Raw genomic sequence first — 17,579 nt, 5'->3', positions numbered from 1 at the left:
GTCAGGACTTCGGCACCACCACACGCTGACGCAGATCGTTCAGTAGCCGCCCGCTGTCGTCCACGGACAGCCGGGTGAACACACCAGTGGTCAGACTGCCGTGGTCGGCCGAGGTGCAGACCACCACCGAGTCGCCGTCCGCCTGGCCGACCGCGCAGCGCGCGTACCGGCCCCGGACACCGGTGTCCACGTTCACCGACTCCTTCAGGGCGTACTCCCCGGCGAGGCGGTCGATCTCCGCCTTGGCATCCGACTCCGGACTGAACCGCAGGCCGGTGCTGCCGAACAACGTCACCCGCTTGCCGTCGCTCGTCGTGTAGATGCCCGCGAACGTGTCCTCGGCGAGCAGGTTCGACTCGCGTACCCGGCTCTTCAGCTCCTCGGCGGCGGCCTGACTGCGCTCGTCCTGGCGCAGCCGCATCGAGTCGATCTGGTCCGGGAGGCTGGCGCGGGCCGGGTACTGGTTGGAGATCGGCTGGAACCACCAGAGCGGCAGGCCGCAGCAGCACGCGACGCTGAGCAGCAGCACCCAGGGCCAGCGGCGCCTGCGGCGGGTCCGCTTGGGCGGCTGCTGCCAGGCCGGTGGCGGCGCGACAGGCGGCCCGGCCTTGCTCCGGCGCTGCTTCGGCGGCCGCCCCGGCTTCGCCGGCCGGGGCGTGGCGGGAGGCGCCGCCGGTGGCAGGGGACGGGCTGCCGGTGCGGCGGGGTACTGCGGCGCGTGCGGCGGCGGCGAGACCGGCCGGGCCGGCCCGGCCGGGTGGTACGGCGGCGGCTGATGTGGCGGCGGCGAGACCGGCCGGGCGGCCGGAGCGGCGGGGTGCGCCGGGTGGTGCGGCGGAGTGGAGACCGGCCGGGCGGCGGGCGGCTGTGGGTGGGGCGGCTGTAAGTGGGGCGGCGCCGGGTGGGTCGGGTGGGGGTTCGGCGTCGACCAGGGCGCGGTGTACGGCAGCGTCGGCGTCAGGGGTGGCAGCTCCGGCGCGTGCAACTCCCAGCCGGTGGTGTCCACCCCCTCCCACGGGTCGACCGGCGTGGCGTGCTCGGGCGAGTCCAGCGGCGGCACCGGCGTGGGCTCGGCGGACGCGCCCCAGCGGGGCCGGCTCGGCGTCGGTGGCGGGACGGCGGCGGAGCCGCTCCAGCGCGGCGCCTCGACCCGGGTGGCGTTCGGTGCGTTCTCAGCCGGGTTCGGGGCGTTGTCCACCCGGGTGGGGTCCGGCGTGGTGGCCGGGGGTGGCTGCGGTGCGGCGTCGATCCGGGTCGGGTCCGGCGTGGTGGTGGCCGCCGGCGGCTGCGGGGCCGCGTCGATCCGGGTCGGGTCCGGCTGGCGGGCGGTCCGGGGGGTGGGGACAGGTGTGGTCCGGCCCGGCACCGGGGCCGACCCCCGGGCCCGGGGGACCGGCACCTGCGGGACGGTGTCGGTCCCGCCGGCGGCTGTCGCGGTGGTCTCGGCCGGCGTTCCGGCGGTCTCGGCGGTTGTTCCGGCGTCGGTTGCCGGGGCGTCGGCGCGCGTCTCGGTGCCGGCGGCGGGGGTCGCAGCCCTGTCCGTGGCCGTCTCGGTCGCGGCGGACCGGACCTCGTCGGTGGGCGTCCCGGTTCCGGCGGGCTGGACGGTCTCGGCGGGCTGGACCTTCTCGGTGGGCTTCTCGGTCTCGATGGGCTGGACCTTCTCGGTGGGCTTCTCGGTGCCGGTGGGCTCGACCTTGTCCGTGGGCGTCTCGGGCGCGGCGTCGACCTCGTTCCTGGACGTCTCCGCCTCGGTGGCGTCGACCTCGTTCGTGGGCGTCTCGGCCTCGGTGGTCCGCGGCTGCGGGACCGCGTCGTGCCGAGGCTCGGCGGCGGGCTCGGTGGGCGCCTGCGCATCGGCGGAAGCGCCGTTCGGTGCGGCTTCGGACGGCTGGTCCCCGGGCGTCGCGGGGGCGTCCGGCGTGGTGGACGGCTGGCCTTCGGGCGCGGCGGCGGGCGGCGACGCCGGAGCGGAGGCGCCGGTGGCGTCCTCGGTGTCGACGGCGGTGGCCTGCTCGGTGACGGTCGGCTCCTCGGCCCCGTCGGCCGGCCGGCCCGCCCCCGGCTGCGGCTGCGGCATCGCGGCTATCTCCTCTCGCGCCCGTTGCGAGGTTAGTACCGCCCCGCCACCCAGGACTAATCCCGCCCGCCCGCCGGCCCCACTCCGGTGATCAAGGAGTTCGTGTCCGGTGGGAGCGCGGGACAGCCCGCAAACTCCTTGATCAACGCGGCGGACCCGGGCGCGGGCGCGGGGGAGAGCGGGGGCACCGCGTACGCTTGGGCATCATGAGTGCCCCGTCCACTACTCCACGTCCCGCCGCCGCCAACTCGGTCTGGCCCCGGCTGGAGCCGCTGCTGCCGCAGGTGACCAAGCCCATCCAGTACGTGGGTGGAGAGCTGGGCGCGGTGGTCAAGGACTGGGACGCCGCCACCGTCCGGTGGGCGCTGATGTACCCGGACGCGTACGAGGTGGGCCTGCCCAACCAGGGCGTGCAGATCCTGTACGAGGTGCTCAACGAGCTGCCCGACGTGCTGGCCGAGCGGACGTACGCGGTCTGGCCGGACCTGGAGAAGCTGATGCGCGCCCACGGCGTGCCGCAGTTCACCGTCGACGCCCACCGTCCGGTGCGTGACTTCGACGTGTTCGGCGTCTCGTTCTCCACCGAGCTGGGCTACACCAACCTGCTCACCGCGATCGACCTGGCCGGCATCCCGCTGCTCGCCGCCGACCGCACCGACGCCGACCCGGTGATCGTGGCCGGCGGGCACGCCGCGTTCAACCCGGAGCCGATCGCCGACTTCGTCGACGCCGCGGTGCTCGGCGACGGCGAGGAGGCGGTGCTGGAGATCACCGCCATCGTGCGGGAGTGGAAGGCCGAGGGCTCCCCGGGCGGCCGGGACGAGCTGCTGCTGCGGCTGGCCCGCACCGAGAGCGTCTACGTGCCGCGCTTCTACGACGTCGACTACCTGCCCGACGGCCGGATCCAGCGGGTCGTGCCGAACCGCCCGGACGTGCCGTTCCGCGTGCACAAGCGCACGACGATGGACCTGGATGCCTGGCCGTACCCGAAGAAGCCCCTGGTCCCGCTCGCCGAGACGGTGCACGAGCGGTACGCGGTGGAGATCTTCCGGGGCTGCACCCGGGGCTGCCGCTTCTGCCAGGCCGGCATGATCACCCGCCCGGTGCGGGAGCGTTCGATCACCACCGTCGGCCAGATGGTCCAGCAGGGTCTGGAGTTCTCCGGCTTCCACGAGGTGGGCCTGCTGTCGCTGTCGTCGGCCGACCACTCGGAGATCGGCGACATGTGCTCCGGGCTGGCCGAGCAGTACGCGGGCACGAACGTCTCGCTGTCGCTGCCGTCGACCCGGGTGGACGCGTTCAACATCGACCTGGCGCAGGAGTTGTCCCGCAACGGGCGGCGTACCGGTCTGACGTTCGCCCCGGAGGGCGGGTCGGAGCGGATCCGCAAGGTGATCAACAAGATGGTGTCGAAGGAAGACCTCATCCGCACCGTGGTCACCGCGTACTCCAACGGCTGGCGGCAGGTGAAGCTTTACTTCATGTGCGGCCTGCCCACCGAGACCGACGAGGACGTCCTGGAGATCGCCGACATGGCGCACGAGGTGATCCGGGCCGGCCGCGCGGCCACCGGGTCCAAGGACATCCGCTGCACCGTCTCCATCGGCGGGTTCGTGCCCAAGCCGCACACCCCGTTCCAGTGGGCCTCGATGGAGCGGCCGGAGGTCATCGACGGTCGGCTCAAGCTGCTCAAGCAGGCCATCAACAGCGACCGGTCGCTGGGCCGGGCGATCGGCTTCCGCTACCACGACGGCGAGCCGTCGCTGATCGAGGGCCTGCTGTCCCGGGGCGACCGCCGGGTCGGCGCGGTGATCCGCAGGGTCTGGGAGAACGGCGGCCGGTTCGACGGCTGGAGCGAGCACTTCTCGTACCAGCGCTGGGTGGACGCCGCCGCCGAGGTGCTGCCGGCGTACGGGGTGGACCTCGACTGGTACACCACCCGCGAGCGTGAGGAGCTGGAGGTCCTGCCCTGGGATCACCTCGACTCCGGCCTGGACAAGGACTGGCTCTGGCAGGACTGGCAGGACTCGCTGTCGCAGTACGAGCAGGACGACTGCCGCTGGACGCCGTGCTTCGACTGCGGCGTGTGCCCGTCCATGGACACCGAGATCCAGATTGGCCCGACCGGCCGCAAGCTGCTGCCGTTGACCCCGGTCAATGGCCTGAAGCTGCCCGCCGCCGCCCAGGGCTGAGGCCCGGACCGTACCGGAGCGCGGGAACCCGACCGGGTTCCCGCGCTCCGTCGTCTTTTCGCGGTGACCGCCCGCGTGCGCGGGGTGGGGGTGCCCCGACTGGTGCATCCTCGATACGCTGCGTCCGTAATGGACCGGCCGGGGGCCGGTAGCGGGGAGGACAGCAGACATGGGCATCAATCCGCCGGACACCGGCGATCTGCACGTCAGCGTCGAGGACCTGGACGCCGCGGCGGAGTACGTCGAGCGCCTCAAGCAGTACGTCGACGACACCATCGGCTACGAGATGGAGCGCATCAAGGAGCGGATGAAGGGCGACAGCGGCAACGCGCAGACGGTGCCCAACGGCACCCCGTTCGGCGCGTACGAGGACGCCCGGATGCAGTGGGCGGCGCTGACCAGGTCCACGGCCAGCATGGAGGCCCACCTCAAGGCCATCTCCATGAAGCTGGCCGGCCTGAAGCAGGGCACGCAGGACATCGCCAAGGCGTTCCGCGACGCCGAGGCCCGCAACGCCGCGAACGGCAAGGACATCGAGCGGCTGCTGGAGACCGCGGCCCCGCCGCCGGACGCCGGGCAGCAGCCCACCTACCCGTACACGGCCTGAGGGGGAGACGGTCATGGCAGGAGGCACCTGGGAGCGTTGCGTCCGTGAGGTGACGCTCTCGGCGGATCCGGAGACCGTGGGCTCGGTCGGCGCGGGCTGGCGCAACCTGTCCACCGCGCTCGGCCATCTGCGTGACTCGCTGGTCGGCCGCTCGTTCGTCGGCCCGATCGCGGCCGGCCAGGAGCGCCCGCACACCGGCGGTCTGCCCGGGCTGCTCGCCGGCTGGCAGGGCAGCGGCGGCGACGCGTACCGCGAGCACCTGGGCGAGATCGGCAAGGAGATCGAGGATCTCATCACGCACGCCAGCAACGTCAGTGGCGCGCTGTCGCGGATCGAGGGCGACATCCGTACGGCGGTGGCGAGCATCCCGATCCCGCTGATGGACAACTTCGGCTGGAACGAGTGGAGCCTGCCCGGCGGCACCGAACTGGACGACGCCCGCGACGGCGAGAGCCAGTCCGGATTCCTCGCCGCACTGCGCAGCGACTACCAGTCCAACCAGGCGCTCTACGCCGACGGCGCGTTCCGCGACAAGGCCGACGACCTCGAAGCCACCATGAAGGTCGACGGCAACGCCAACGACCAGAAGCGCGGCGGCTGGTGGGACACCAAGTCCCACCTGGACAACTGGTACCGCGACAACCAGCAGGCGGCCAACAGGGCGATGTCGCCGCTGCCGGCCGCGGTCGAGGCCGAGCGCCCCAAGCTGTTGGTACCCCAGCCCGACGGCCGGCTCGACGACGGCTACCGCGCGGACCCCCGCGTACCCCCGTCCGGAGTGCCGGGTGGCGGGCTGCCCGGCGGCGGTGGTGGCGGTGCCGGCGGTGGCGGCGGGATGCCCTCGCTGGGCAGCACCGGCATCGGCGGCGGTGGTGCCGGCGTGCCCGGCGGCGGCTCGTTCACGCCCCCGCCGACCACCGGCGTGCCCGAGCTGGGCGGCGGCCCCGGCGGCGGCTCGTACACCCCGCCCGGCACCGGCGTGCCCGGCGCAGGCGCCCCGGGTTCCGGCACTCCCGAGTACGGCACCGGCCTGGCCGGCGCGGGCGGGCCGGGCACGATCACCCCGGGCGGCCCGGGCAGCACCTTCGGTGGCGGCGCCGGGCTGAGCACCGGCGGCGCCGGCTTCGGTGGCGGTGGCGGTGGCGCCGGGCTGGGTTCGGCGGGCGGCCTCGGCGGTGGCGGCCTCGGCGCGGCCGGCGGCATGGGCATGGGCGCGCTGCCCGGCATGGTCGGCGGCGGCAACGGCAAGGTGCCCCCGCTGACCAGCGCGGCCGGCGCGCTCCGTGCGGCGGCGGGCGCGGGGCCGGGCGGCGCCGGTGCGCGTGGCGGCCTGGCCGGCGCGGGCATGGCGGGCGGCGGAATGATGGGTGGCGGGATGATGGGCGGCCACGGCGGCGCCGGGCATGGCGGCGGCGGTGGCGACCACTCGTCGTGGTTGACTGAGGACGACGATCCGTGGGGCACCGGTGACGGTGCGTCCCCGGGCATCCTGCGATGAGGACGGACGGATGAGGGTGCACGTCGGCGCGCTCCGGCCGGTGGCGGCCGCGCTGCTGGCCGGGCTGATGGTGCTGGGGGCCGCGCAGCCGGCGGTCGGCGCTCCCCGCCGGGCCGAGCAGTGGTACCTCGACGAGCTGCGGATCGACCGGGCGCACCAGATCTCCACCGGGCGGGGCGTCGTGGTCGGAGTGGTCGACAGCGGCGCCGACGCCAACCACCCGGACCTGCGCGGCCGGCTCCTCGCCGGCCGCAGCACGTTCGACTCCGGCGACGGCCGGCGCGACCCGGACGGCCACGGCACCCACATGGCCGGGATCATCGCGGCGAACGGGACCGGAGTGGTCGGCGTCGCGCCGGACGCCCGGATCCTGCCCATCCGCACGCCGTCCGGCGACAAGGGCGCCGACGCGGGCAACTCCGCGACCGGCATCCGGATGGCTGTGGACGGCGGCGCGAAGGTGCTCAACCTGTCCTACGGGCACGCCGGCGCCGTCGACGAGGGCGAAGAGGCGGCGATCCGGTACGCGCTGGAACGCGACGTGGTCGTGGTGGCCGCCGCCGGCAACGTCCGCAAGCTCGGCCCGGACATCGCCGCACCCGCGAAGATCCCCGGCGTGATCGCGGTGACCGGCACGACCCGGGGCGGCGGTTTCTGGCCCGGGTCGGCGCAGGGCCCGGAGGCGGTGGTCGCCGCGCCCGGGGACGAGGTCTACAACATCGGACCCGACCGGGGGTACGGCTGGGGCGACGGCACGTCCGACTCCACAGCCATCGTGGCCGGTGTGGCCGCGCTGATCCGGTCGAAGTTCCCCCGGCTCGCCGCACCCGACGTGATCAACCGGATCATCCGTACCGCCCGGGACGCCGGCCCGCCCGGCCGTGACCCGCAGTTCGGCTTCGGCCGGATCGACCCGGTGGCGGCGCTCACCGCCGATGTTCCGTCGGTGTCGGCGAACCCGCTGCTCGGCGCCGCTCCGGCCAGCGCGTCCGCGCCGCCGGCCGCGGCCGAGGACGAAGACTTCGACGTGACCGACTACGGCGACCGGGGCGGTCCCACCGACCAGCAGGTCATGGTGATCGGCATCGGTATCGCCGTGGCGCTGGTGGTGCTGCTGGCGCTCGTGGTGTTCCTGATCTGGAACCGCCGCCGGCACCGGCGCGAGCTGGCGCGGGCCGCCGACATCCCGGACGACGCGCTGGACCGGATGAACGGTCAGGGCCCGCCGGTCCCGGCCGGCCATCCCGCCGGCCCCCCTCCCGGCTACGGCCCCCCTCCCGGCTACGGCCCGCCGGGCGGCCCCTCGTCGCCCGGCGCCTACGCCCGACCGGGCACGTCCCCGTACCCTGGCGCCCCCTCCCACCCGGGCGGCCAACCGACCCAGGGCGCCCACCCCCAGCCCGGCGGATACCCCACGCCGAGCGGCCACCCCCAGCCCGGCCCCGGCGCCTACCCACCCCCGGCCCAGCCCACCCCGCCCCACGACAACCGCACCTGACCCCACGCTCCCGCCCTCCCTCTCCGGACCCGCCGCCAACCCCGTTGATCATGAGGTTGGCGGCGATGTCGATCTCCAATCCCGCCGCCAACCTCATGATCACCCGTCTCGCTCGGCCCGCCGGGGCCGAGCGGGCTGCGTGATCAAGGGGTTTGGGGCCTCGGGTGGGTGGGATCTGGACGTGAACTCCTTGATCGCGGCGGGACGAGGTGTCCGGGTGGGGGAGCGGGCGGGGTTTTGGGCGGGTTTGGGATGGGTGGGGTAGCCCCGGGTGTGGGGCGCGGCGAGCACTGCGCCAGGATGGGACGGATACGCAGGCACAGCCGAGGAGCTCACGATCGCCAGAAAGCCTCAACCCGAGGGCGGCCAGGCGCCCGTCGTCCAGCGGGTCCGCATCCGGTACGCCAAGCGGGGACCGCTGCGCTTCACCTCGCACCGCGACTTCGCCCGGGCCTTCGAGCGCGCGCTGCGCCGGGCCGGCGTACCGATCGCGTTCTCCCAGGGCTTCACACCGCACCCCAAGATCTCGTACGCCTCGGCGGCGCCGACCGGTGTGGCCAGCGAGGCGGAGTACCTGGAGATCGGGCTGCGTGAGCCGGTCGACCCGGCGCGGCTGCGCGAGGCTCTCGACGCCGCGCTCTCGCCCGGGCTCGACGTGCTCGACGCGGTGGAGGCCACCGGTGGCAGCCTCGCCGACCGGATCGAGGCGTCGTACTGGCGGATCGAGCTGCCCGAGGTGGACCCGAAGGTGCTGGCGGAGGCCGTGGCGGCCTTCACCGCCGCCGACGAGATCCAGGTCGAGCGGATGACCAAGCAGGGGCGGCGGACGTTCGACGCCCGCGCGGCAGTGGTGTCCATCGATGTGATGTCTCCGTCTGAGACGCCTTCCGAGGCGGCGGCCGTACCGTGTGCGATACTCGAACTGGTCGTGCGGCAGGTCACCCCGTCCGTTCGGCCCGATGACGTCCTGTCCGGCCTCCGCGCGGTGGCCGCCCTGGAGCCGCCGGTCACCCCCAAGGTGATTCGGCTGGCGCAGGGCACGTTGACCGCGCAGGGCGAGATCGTCGATCCGTTGGACGCGGATCGCGACGGGGCAACCATCGGAGAGCGCTGACCGTCGGTCAGCGTTCTGGCAGGCAGACTTCGGCGGTCGCGCGTTTGCGTGCCCGGCGGAAACACCTTTGCGGCAACCCTGCGTGGCAGCGCTCACCCGCGCCCGGGGCAGCCAGAACTGGAGAACGTCCATGCTCGAGAACGAGCCCGAGGGCGGCGAACGGACCGGCGCAGAGCCGGCCGGGACGACCGCCGACAGTGCCGCCATCGCCTCCGGCAGCGCCGACGTCGCCACCTCCGGCAGCGCGGAGGACGTCGCCGAGACCAAACCGCCGGCCCGTAAGCGGGCCAGCCGCCGCAAGGCCGCCCCGCTGAACCAGCCGGAGCAGACCGACGCGCCGGTGGAGGCGTCCGCGACCGTGACCGGCAGCGGCGAGTCGCCGCAGGCCGAGGTGCTCGCCCCGATCGCGGGCGAGTTGGACGCCGCGCCCAAGACCACCCGGCGCCGCCGTAAGGCGACCCCGGCGAAGGCGGTCGAGGAGCCGGTGGCCGCGGCCGGGGTGGAGGCCGCCTCGGACGAGGTCGTGCCGCCGGTGAAGGTGACCCGGACCCGTCGCCGCAAGGCCACCCCGCCCGCCGCCGAGACCGTGGCGCCGGACGAGACCGCCGCCGCGGTGCAGGCGTCCGAGAACGCCGTGATCGACGGGCCGGTCTCCGCGCCCGGGGGCGACCTGATCGCCGAGGGACGCGCCGACATCGGCGGTGACGAGGCCACCGCACCGGGTGGGGCCGTCACCGCCGAGACCGCGGGGACCGCCGCGCCGGCCCGCACCGGCCGGCGCGCCGCCACCGGCGACAAGGCCACCACCCGCCGGGGCAGGGCCGCCACCGGCGGCCAGACGAGCACCGGCGACACGGCCGGCATCGGTGAGACCACCGGCGAGGACGTCGAGGACGAGGACGCCGAGGGCGGGACCGTCGAGGACGCGAGCGCCGCGGGTGCGCGTACCCACGAGGTCGACCTGGCCCGCAGCGGCGGCCCGGCGGACACGACGGGCGTGGTGTCGACGGGCGCCGCCGTGCCGCGCGTCGCCGAGGAGCCGGCCGAGACGCCGCCCGCCACCACCCGCCGGCGTCGTGCCGCGCTCTCCGCGCCGACCGTCCTGTTCATGGCCCCGCAGCCCGACGAGGCACCCGCCGTCCAGGTCACGTACCCGGCGGCGGAGGAGCCGATCGAGGAAGCGGTCGAGACCGTCCGGCGTCGCCGTCGCGGTCGCCGTGAGGTCGAGCCGGTCGAGGCCGAGGTCGAGCCGGTCGAGGCCGAGGTCGAGCCGGAGGTCGTCGAGGAGGAGCCGGCCGCCGAGGCCGAGGAGTCCGCCGAGATCGACGAGGACGACGAGACGGCCGCCGCGCGGCGTCGTCGTCGCCGGGGTCGCCGTGGCCGGGGCCGGGGCCGGGGTGGCGCCGACGAGGCCGACGACGAGGAGACCGAGGAGCCCGGCACCGCCGAGGCCGCCGAGGAGGAGGCCGAGGAGTCCGCCGAGGAAGAGGAGTCCGACGGCGAGGGGATGACCCGTCGCCGTCGCCGTCGTCGCCGCCGGGGCGCCGGGGAGGCGGACACCGCCGCCGAGGACGGCGTGCCCACCGTCGTCAAGATCCGTGAGCCGCGCAAGCCTGTCGACGAGGTGCAGGGTGTCTCCGGCTCGACCCGGCTGGAGGCCAAGCGGCAGCGCCGCCGGGACGGCCGTGAGCAGCGGCGCACGCGTCCGCCGATCCTGAGCGAGTCGGAGTTCCTGGCCCGCCGGGAGGCGGTCGACCGGGTGATGGTGGTCCGCCAGCGCGGCGACCGCACCCAGATCGCGGTGCTCGAGGACGGCGTGCTGGTCGAGCACTACGTGACCCGCAACTCGTCCGCCACCATGGCCGGCAACGTCTACCTGGGCAAGGTCCAGAACGTGCTGCCGAGCATGGAGGCCGCCTTCGTCGACATCGGGCGTGGGCGCAACGCGGTGCTGTACGCCGGCGAGGTCAACTGGGACGCCACCGGCCTGGAGGGCCGGGCGCGCTCGATCGAGCAGGCGCTGCGCTCCGGTGACTCGGTGCTGGTGCAGGTGACCAAGGACCCGATCGGGCACAAGGGCGCGCGGCTGACCAGTCACATCGCGCTCTCCGGCCGGCACCTGGTCTACGTGCCCAACGGCAACGCCTCCGGGATCAGCCGCAAGCTGCCGGACACCGAGCGCAAGCGTCTGCGGGACGCGCTGAAGAAGCTGGTGCCGGACGGCGCCGGGGTGATCGTCCGGACCGCGGCCGAGGGCGCCAGCGAGGACGAGCTGGCGCGCGACGTGAAGCGGCTGCAGGCGCAGTGGGAGGACATCCAGGCCAAGGCGACCGAGGGCGGCGCCCCGGTGCTGCTCTACGAGGAGCCGGACCTGGTCATCCGCGTGGTCCGGGACCTCTTCAACGAGGACTTCCGCGAGCTGGTCATCGAGGGCGAGTCCGCGTACGGCATGGTCGAGTCGTACCTCTCGCACGTCTCCCCGGACCTGGTGGAGCGGCTGCGCCGGCACGCCGGGGTGGTGGACGTGTTCGCCGAGTACCGGATCGACGAGCAGATCCTCAAGGGGCTGGACCGGAAGGTCTTCCTCCCCTCCGGCGGCTCGCTGGTGATCGACCGCACCGAGGCGATGACGGTCATCGACGTGAACACCGGCAAGTACACCGGCTCCGGCGGCAACCTGGAGGAGACGGTCACCCGCAACAACCTGGAGGCGGCCGAGGAGATCGTGCGCCAGTTGCGGCTGCGCGACATCGGCGGCATCGTGGTGATCGACTTCATCGACATGGTGCTGGAGTCGAACCGGGAACTGGTGCTGCGCCGGCTCACCGAGTGTCTCGGCCGGGACCGCACCAAGCACCAGGTCACCGAGATCACCTCGCTCGGCCTGGTGCAGATGACCCGTAAGCGCATCGGCGCGGGCCTGCTGGAGGCGTTCAGCGAGACCTGCGAGTGCTGCAAGGGCCGGGGCGTGATCATTCACACCGAGCCGGTGCCGGAGAAGCCGCGTGGCGGCGGCGCGGGGGAGAAGGTCAAGGCGGTCGCCTCGGCGGTCGCCGCGCCGGCCGAGGAGAAGGGTCGTCGCCGGGGCCGTAAGGCCGCCGCGGAGAAGCCGGCCGTGGAGGTCGCGCCGGAGCAGCCGGCCGCGCAGCCGCCTGCCGGCATCGAGCCGCCCGTGGCCGTCGCGCCGCCGGAGCGGACCGTCGCCGAGGTGGTCGAGACCGACGACGACTACTACGACACCCAGGGCTACGACCTGTCCCGGTTCGAGACGGACACACCGGCCGCCCCGGCGGTCGCGGACAGCCAGGAAGGCGACTCGGCCCGGCTGGCCGCAGCCGACGACCCGGACGCGCTCGGTGACGGCGACAGCGACGAGGACGGCGGTGCCCCGCGCCGGCGGGCGCGCCGTGGCGGCGCCCGGCGGCGTACCCGGCCGTAAGGCGCTGAACTGCGCGAACAGGGCCCCCGTTCCACGCCTGGCGTGGTGGATACGGGGGCCCTGTCGTGCCTGCCGGGCAGCTCGGGAGGACGCCGGGCGGCAGCCCGGTTTGGGGGGCGGGCCGGGTATGGCGTACGCTTGCCTGCGGCGCACTTTGGTGTGCTGAGTTCCCGCGTGCCCGCTCCGCCGGTGTCACGGCTCCCGGCGAGACGCCGTGGGAACGACCGCCGCCGGTGTGACAACCGGCAGCGGTGGAATAGACGCCAGCAGCCTCAACGACAGGGAGTCCGCCTCCGATGTACGCGATCGTCAAGACCGGCGGCAAGCAGTACAAGGTCGCCGAGGGCGACGTGATCGAGGTCGAGAAGCTCGCCGGTGCCCCCGGCGACGCGGTGAAGCTCACCGCGGTGCTCCTCGTCGACGGTGACGACCTGGTGACCGACGCGGCGAAGCTCGCCAAGGTCGCGGTGTCCGGCGAGATCGCCGCGCACACCAAGGGCCCGAAGATCCGGATCCACAAGTTCAAGAACAAGACCGGCTACCACAAGCGCCAGGGTCACCGCCAGCCGCTGACCCAGGTCAAGGTGACCGGCATCTCCAGCGGGAAGTAGGTCGTCCTCCAATGGCTCACAAAAAGGGTGCGTCCAGCTCGCGTAACGGCCGTGACTCCGCGGCCCAGCGACTCGGCGTGAAGCGCTTCGGTGGTCAGGTCGTCAGCGCGGGTGAGATCCTCATCCGTCAGCGTGGCACCAAGTTCCACCCCGGTGACCTGGTCGGCCGTGGCGGCGACGACACGCTGTTCGCGCTGGCCGCCGGCTCGGTGCAGTTCGGCACCAAGCGCGGTCGCAAGACCGTCAGCATCGTGCCTCAGCAGTAGTTTTCTGGCCAAGCGGGCCGCGGACCTCTGGTCCCGGCCCGCTTCGCCTTTTCACGCGCGGGGCGGACCCCGCTGGAAGGATTGGCGTCGTGACGACGTTCGTTGACCGGGTCGTCCTGCACATGCAGGCCGGCGACGGCGGGCACGGCTGTGTCTCGATCCACCGGGAGAAGTTCAAGCCGTTCGGCGGGCCGGACGGCGGCAACGGCGGGCACGGCGGCAGCGTGTCCCTGGTGGTCGACCCGCAGGTCACCACGCTGCTCGACTTCCACTTCCGGCCCCACCTGAAGGCCGAGAACGGCAAGGGCGGGGCCGGCTCGAACCGGGACGGCGCCAACGGCCGCGACCTGGTCATCAAGGTGCCGAACGGCACGGTGGTGCAGAGCCTCGACGGCGAGGTCCTGGCCGACCTGGTCGGCGTGGGCACCACGTTCGAGGCGGCCCGGGGCGGCCGGGGCGGGCGCGGCAACGCCTCGCTGGCGAACGCCCGCCGCAAGGCGCCCGGCTTCGCCGAGCTGGGTGAGCCCGGCGACCGGCTGGACGTGGTGCTGGAGCTCAAGAGCGTCGCCGACGTGGGCCTGGTCGGCTTCCCGTCTGCCGGCAAGTCCTCGCTGATCTCGGTGATCTCCGCGGCCAAGCCGAAGATCGCCGACTACCCGTTCACCACGCTGGTGCCCAACCTGGGCGTGGTCCGCGTGGACAACCACACCTTCACCGTCGCCGACGTGCCGGGCCTGATCCCGGGCGCGGCCAGCGGCAAGGGCCTGGGCCTGGAGTTCCTCCGCCACGTCGAGCGCTGCGCCGTGCTGGTGCACGTGATCGACACCGCGACGCTGGAGCCCGGCCGCGACCCGCTCGCCGACATCGACGCCATCGAGTCGGAGCTGTCCCAGTACGGCGGCCTCGCCGACCGGCCCCGGCTGGTCGCGCTCAACAAGGTCGACGTGCCCGACGGCAAGGACCTCGCCGACATCGTCCGCCCCGACCTGGAGGCCCGCGGCCTGCGCGTCTTCGACGTCTCGACCGCCACCCGCGAGGGTCTGCGCGAGCTGACGTACGCGATGGCGGAGCTGGTCGACCAGGGCCGCCGGGCCGCCCCGCCGGCCGAGCCGACCCGGATCGTGATCCGCCCGAAGGCGGTCGACGACGCCGGCTTCACCATCGAGGCCGAGCCGGACGGCTCGTACACGGTGCGCGGCAGCCGGCCGGAGCGCTGGGTGAAGCAGACCAACTTCGACAACGACGAGGCAGTCGGCTACCTGGCCGACCGGCTGGCCCGCCTCGGCGTCGAGGAGAAGCTCGCCAAGGCCGGCGCGCAGGCCGGTGACCTGGTGCGCATCGGCGACCGGGAGTTCGACTGGCAGCCGACGCTCTACGCCGGTGTCGACTTCGTGCCCGGCAACCGGGGCACCGACGTGCGGCTGGAGGACAAGTCGAACCGCCCGTCCGCGTCCGACCGGCTCGCGGCGCGCAAGGCCCGCCGGGTACGGCCGGAGGACGAGATCGAGGCCGCGCCGGCTGCGGCGGAGGCGGACGCCGAGTAGCCGTTCCCGGGACGGCGGCGGGAAACCTGCGTGAAATCCGGCGGATCTAGCGTACGGGCATGTTGATCGAGTCCCGTCCCGCCACCGACCCGGAGATCGCCGCGCTCGTCGTCGCCCAGCAGCGGGAGCTGCGCGACGCGGACGGCGGGCTGGACGGGCAGGTGACTGTCGTGCACACCGACATCCACTACCTGGCCGCCGTGGTCGGTGGCCGGGCGGTCGGCTGCGGTGGGCTCCAGGCGCTCGACGCCGACACCGGTGAGCTGAAGCGGATGTACGTGCGACCGGCGTTCCGAGGCCGGGGCATCGCCCGGCAGTTGCTCGTGGCGCTGGAGGAACTGGCGTTCCGGGCGGGCCACCGGACGGTGTGCCTGGAGACGGGCACGTACCTGCCGGCCGCGATCTCGCTCTACCGGTCCAGCGGTTACGAACCGATCCCGGTCTACGGCGAGTACGTGGACAACCCGTACAGCGTCTGTTTCGCCAAGCGGCTGCCGGTGGCGGCCTGACGCTCAGGCGCTGGTCTGGGCGTGCGGCGCGGTGACCGGCTTGGACTCGGGGCTGGCGTGCTGGCGCAGCACGATGCTGAGCAGGATCAGCACCCCGACGGCGAGGAACTCGCTCTGCCAGTTCTGCATGGACTGGAACCAGAAGTCACTGGTGCCGAGGAACTGCCAGGCGTTGATCGGGGCCGCGCCGCTCTCCAGCGCCTGCTCCTGGTTGTAGGCGGCCACGCCGCCGAACAGGTGCCCCAGGAACGAGCCGCCGAAGATCATCAGAAGTGCGATGGCGAGGCTGTTCCGGTAGATGACCAGCGGCAGCCCGCCGACCCGTACCGGCCAGGGCGAGTCGGGTCGGGCGTGGTCCCGGTTGTCCTCCGGCCGGTCCGTCTGGCCCTCCGGCTTCGACTCGGCCGAGCCCTTCTGCACCAGGTACGCGGTGAGCAGCACGTAGCCGCCCATCTGGAGGAACTCCGACTCCCAGTTCTCGAACACCGCCTCGGCGAAGTGCCCGGTGCCCAGGTAGGCCCACCAGCTCAGCGGCTCGACGCCGTACCGGGTCAGCTCCTCGTTGTGCACCTGCCAGCCGAAGACGCTCTGCAGCAGCAGGAAGACCAGGAACGCGCCGAGCATGGCGACCGAGAGCATGTTGTCGCGCAACCACCGTGGCATCGCCGGACCTCCTCGACCCGTTCGCGCCTGCCCTCCTGCCCGGCATCGGGCCGGGGCAAACGCCGCACCGGCGTGTCGCGCCTGGTCAGGGACGGTCGAACGGGGCCTGCACCGGGCTGCCCGTGCCCAGGTTGTTGTTCAGCAGCAGTCCGGCGGCGAGCATGCCGAAACCGAGGAACAGGTGCAGCCAGTTGTCGGCGTCGTTCACCGGCACGAAGTTGACAGCGGTGTCCCGGTCGATGGCGAAGCCGTACAGCCACAGCACCAGGTAGAGCGCGCCGCCGCCGGCCAGGAACACCCGCGCCCCGCCCAGCCGCCGGGCCATCACCAGACCGACCAGCCCGAACGACAGGTGCAGCAGGTTGTGCAGCACCGACACCTGGAACACCCCGAGCAGCTTCGCCTCGGAGTGGTGCCCGGCGAACGTCATGTCGCCGTAGTGCGTGGTGATGCCGGGCACGAAACCGAGCACGCCGATCAGCGCGAAGACGGCTGCCGCCGCGAGGGCAACCTTCTGCACCGTAGGCCGCGCGGGCGCGTGTTCGCGCACGTCACGTGCCATCCCTGTCACCCCCGTGGACTCGCCGCCGCCCGGGCGGGCAGGCATTCCATTCTCTGACCGGAGCGGGCCGCTCCCGCAGAGAAATCACGAATCAGGCATGGACCCGTCGACTGGGGGTAGGGCGATTGTCACGCGGAAACAAATCCGTGTGACCCCCCGAGAACACCCGCTGGAAACACACGAGCGGAAGGGACACCATGACTCAGGATCTTTCTCCCAGTTCGGCCACGTACCAGTCGACGAACGGTGGTGGCGGCGTACGTGACCAGGCCCGCCAGGTCGGCTCCGACGCCGCGAGCGCCGGTGGCGCGGTCGCCCAGACCGCCAAGGAGCAGGGCCGGGAGGTGGTGGGCGAGGCCAAGCGGCAGGCCCGCGACCTCTACAGCGAGACCCGTGGCCAGGTCACCGCCCAGGCCGGTCAGCAGCAGCAGCGCGCCGCCAGTGGCCTGCGGTCGCTGGCCGACGAGATGCGCACCATGGCGCAGCAGGGTGGCGGCTCCGGGCCGGTCACCGAGCTGGCCCACCAGGCGGCCGAGCGGGTGCACGGCGTGGCCGGCTGGCTGGAGCAGCGTGAGCCGGGCGACCTGCTCAACGAGGTGAAGAACTACGCCCGCCGCAACCCCGGCACGTTCCTCGTCGGCGCCGCGCTGCTCGGCGTGGTCGCCGGGCGGCTCACCCGCAACATCACCGCGCTCGGCGACGACGACAGCGGCGCGCGGCCGGCGTACGACCCGGACCGCACCGCCGTCATCCCGACCGCGCGTGAGGTGCCGGACCAGGTGCCGCCGGGCGGCTACCTCGACCCGACGCCGGGCAGCTACGCCGAGCCGGACCCGGGCTACTCCGCGCCGGGCGCGACCTACCCGGGTGGCGGCGCCCCGAACACCTGGGCCGACCCGGCCGGTGGCACCGGTCAGCCGCTGCCGCCGCCGGAGCGCACCGACCCGCTGCCGGGCGTCCCGTCCACCGGCGCTCCCCGCCCGTGACCCGCCGCAC

14 protein-coding genes are annotated in these 17,579 nt (G+C 73.7%); 11 read left to right on the top strand and 3 right to left on the bottom strand.

Translation table 11 applies throughout. The features are described 5' to 3' along the window. Window position 1: 1 nt before the first annotated feature. The gene (locus MicB006_RS32400; RefSeq protein WP_116508011.1) at window positions 2–2,080 is read right to left on the bottom strand and encodes a hypothetical protein; all 2,079 of its coding nucleotides are present in this window, start codon (window positions 2,078–2,080) and stop codon (window positions 2–4) included. Window positions 2,081–2,286: 206 nt separating this feature from the next. Here MicB006_RS32400 and MicB006_RS19455 point away from each other — a divergent pair, with 206 nt between their 5' ends. The 10 genes from MicB006_RS19455 (at window position 2,287) to MicB006_RS19410 (ending at window position 15,358) form a co-directional block, all read left to right on the top strand. Further along, window positions 2,287–4,272 carry a TIGR03960 family B12-binding radical SAM protein gene (locus tag MicB006_RS19455; RefSeq protein ID WP_116508009.1) on the top strand — a complete coding sequence of 662 codons (1,986 nt, stop codon included), beginning with the start codon at window positions 2,287–2,289 and terminating at the stop codon, window positions 4,270–4,272. A gap of 169 nt (window positions 4,273–4,441) precedes the next feature. Then, window positions 4,442–4,879, top strand: coding sequence for a hypothetical protein (locus MicB006_RS19450; protein ID WP_030503083.1), 438 nt, complete (start codon window positions 4,442–4,444; stop codon window positions 4,877–4,879). 13 nt (window positions 4,880–4,892) lie between these two features. Further along, a complete protein-coding gene (locus MicB006_RS32675) occupies window positions 4,893–6,377 on the top strand; it encodes a hypothetical protein (protein ID WP_116508007.1) in 1,485 nt (494 codons plus the stop codon). Window positions 6,378–6,387: 10 nt separating this feature from the next. Beyond that, window positions 6,388–7,875 (top strand): type VII secretion-associated serine protease mycosin, encoded by a 1,488-nt coding sequence (gene mycP, locus MicB006_RS19440; RefSeq protein ID WP_116508005.1) that lies wholly within the window; start codon window positions 6,388–6,390, stop codon window positions 7,873–7,875. A 394-nt stretch (window positions 7,876–8,269) separates the two neighbouring features. Next, window positions 8,270–8,989, top strand: a complete 720-nt coding sequence (locus tag MicB006_RS19435) for a TIGR03936 family radical SAM-associated protein (RefSeq protein WP_116511619.1) — start codon at window positions 8,270–8,272, stop codon at window positions 8,987–8,989. Between the two features lie 130 nt (window positions 8,990–9,119). Beyond that, entirely contained in the window at window positions 9,120–12,428 is a 3,309-nt protein-coding gene (locus MicB006_RS19430) for a ribonuclease E/G (protein WP_116508003.1), read from the top strand. Window positions 12,429–12,724: 296 nt separating this feature from the next. Continuing rightward, the gene (gene rplU, locus MicB006_RS19425; protein ID WP_018787289.1) at window positions 12,725–13,039 is read left to right on the top strand and encodes a 50S ribosomal protein L21; all 315 of its coding nucleotides are present in this window, start codon (window positions 12,725–12,727) and stop codon (window positions 13,037–13,039) included. An 11-nt stretch (window positions 13,040–13,050) separates the two neighbouring features. After that, entirely contained in the window at window positions 13,051–13,305 is a 255-nt protein-coding gene (gene rpmA, locus MicB006_RS19420; protein WP_013288010.1) for a 50S ribosomal protein L27, read from the top strand. 89 nt (window positions 13,306–13,394) lie between these two features. After that, on the top strand, window positions 13,395–14,849 hold the full coding sequence (gene obgE, locus MicB006_RS19415) for a GTPase ObgE (RefSeq protein ID WP_073831869.1): 1,455 nt from the start codon (window positions 13,395–13,397) through the stop codon (window positions 14,847–14,849). Between the two features lie 59 nt (window positions 14,850–14,908). Further along, window positions 14,909–15,358 carry a GNAT family N-acetyltransferase gene (locus MicB006_RS19410; RefSeq protein ID WP_064448720.1) on the top strand — a complete coding sequence of 150 codons (450 nt, stop codon included), beginning with the start codon at window positions 14,909–14,911 and terminating at the stop codon, window positions 15,356–15,358. 3 nt (window positions 15,359–15,361) lie between these two features. On the opposite strand, the gene MicB006_RS19405 is transcribed toward MicB006_RS19410, so the two are convergent. Both MicB006_RS19405 and MicB006_RS19400 read right to left on the bottom strand, forming a co-directional pair. Then, window positions 15,362–16,021: a DUF6766 family protein gene (locus MicB006_RS19405; RefSeq protein ID WP_116508001.1), complete on the bottom strand. Its 660-nt coding sequence runs from the start codon at window positions 16,019–16,021 to the stop codon at window positions 15,362–15,364. An 85-nt stretch (window positions 16,022–16,106) separates the two neighbouring features. Then, window positions 16,107–16,571 carry a DUF4383 domain-containing protein gene (locus MicB006_RS19400; protein WP_192900309.1) on the bottom strand — a complete coding sequence of 155 codons (465 nt, stop codon included), beginning with the start codon at window positions 16,569–16,571 and terminating at the stop codon, window positions 16,107–16,109. A 209-nt stretch (window positions 16,572–16,780) separates the two neighbouring features. On the opposite strand from MicB006_RS19400, the gene MicB006_RS19395 reads away from it, so the two are divergent. Continuing rightward, complete coding sequence (locus tag MicB006_RS19395) at window positions 16,781–17,569, top strand: hypothetical protein (RefSeq protein ID WP_116507997.1); 789 nt, start codon at window positions 16,781–16,783, stop codon at window positions 17,567–17,569. Window positions 17,570–17,579 lie beyond the last annotated feature (10 nt).

It is taken from the genome of Micromonospora sp. B006, assembly GCF_003408515.1.
Taxonomy (GTDB): domain Bacteria; phylum Actinomycetota; class Actinomycetes; order Mycobacteriales; family Micromonosporaceae; genus Micromonospora; species Micromonospora echinospora_A.
This window is presented reverse-complemented; position numbering and strand designations above follow the sequence as displayed.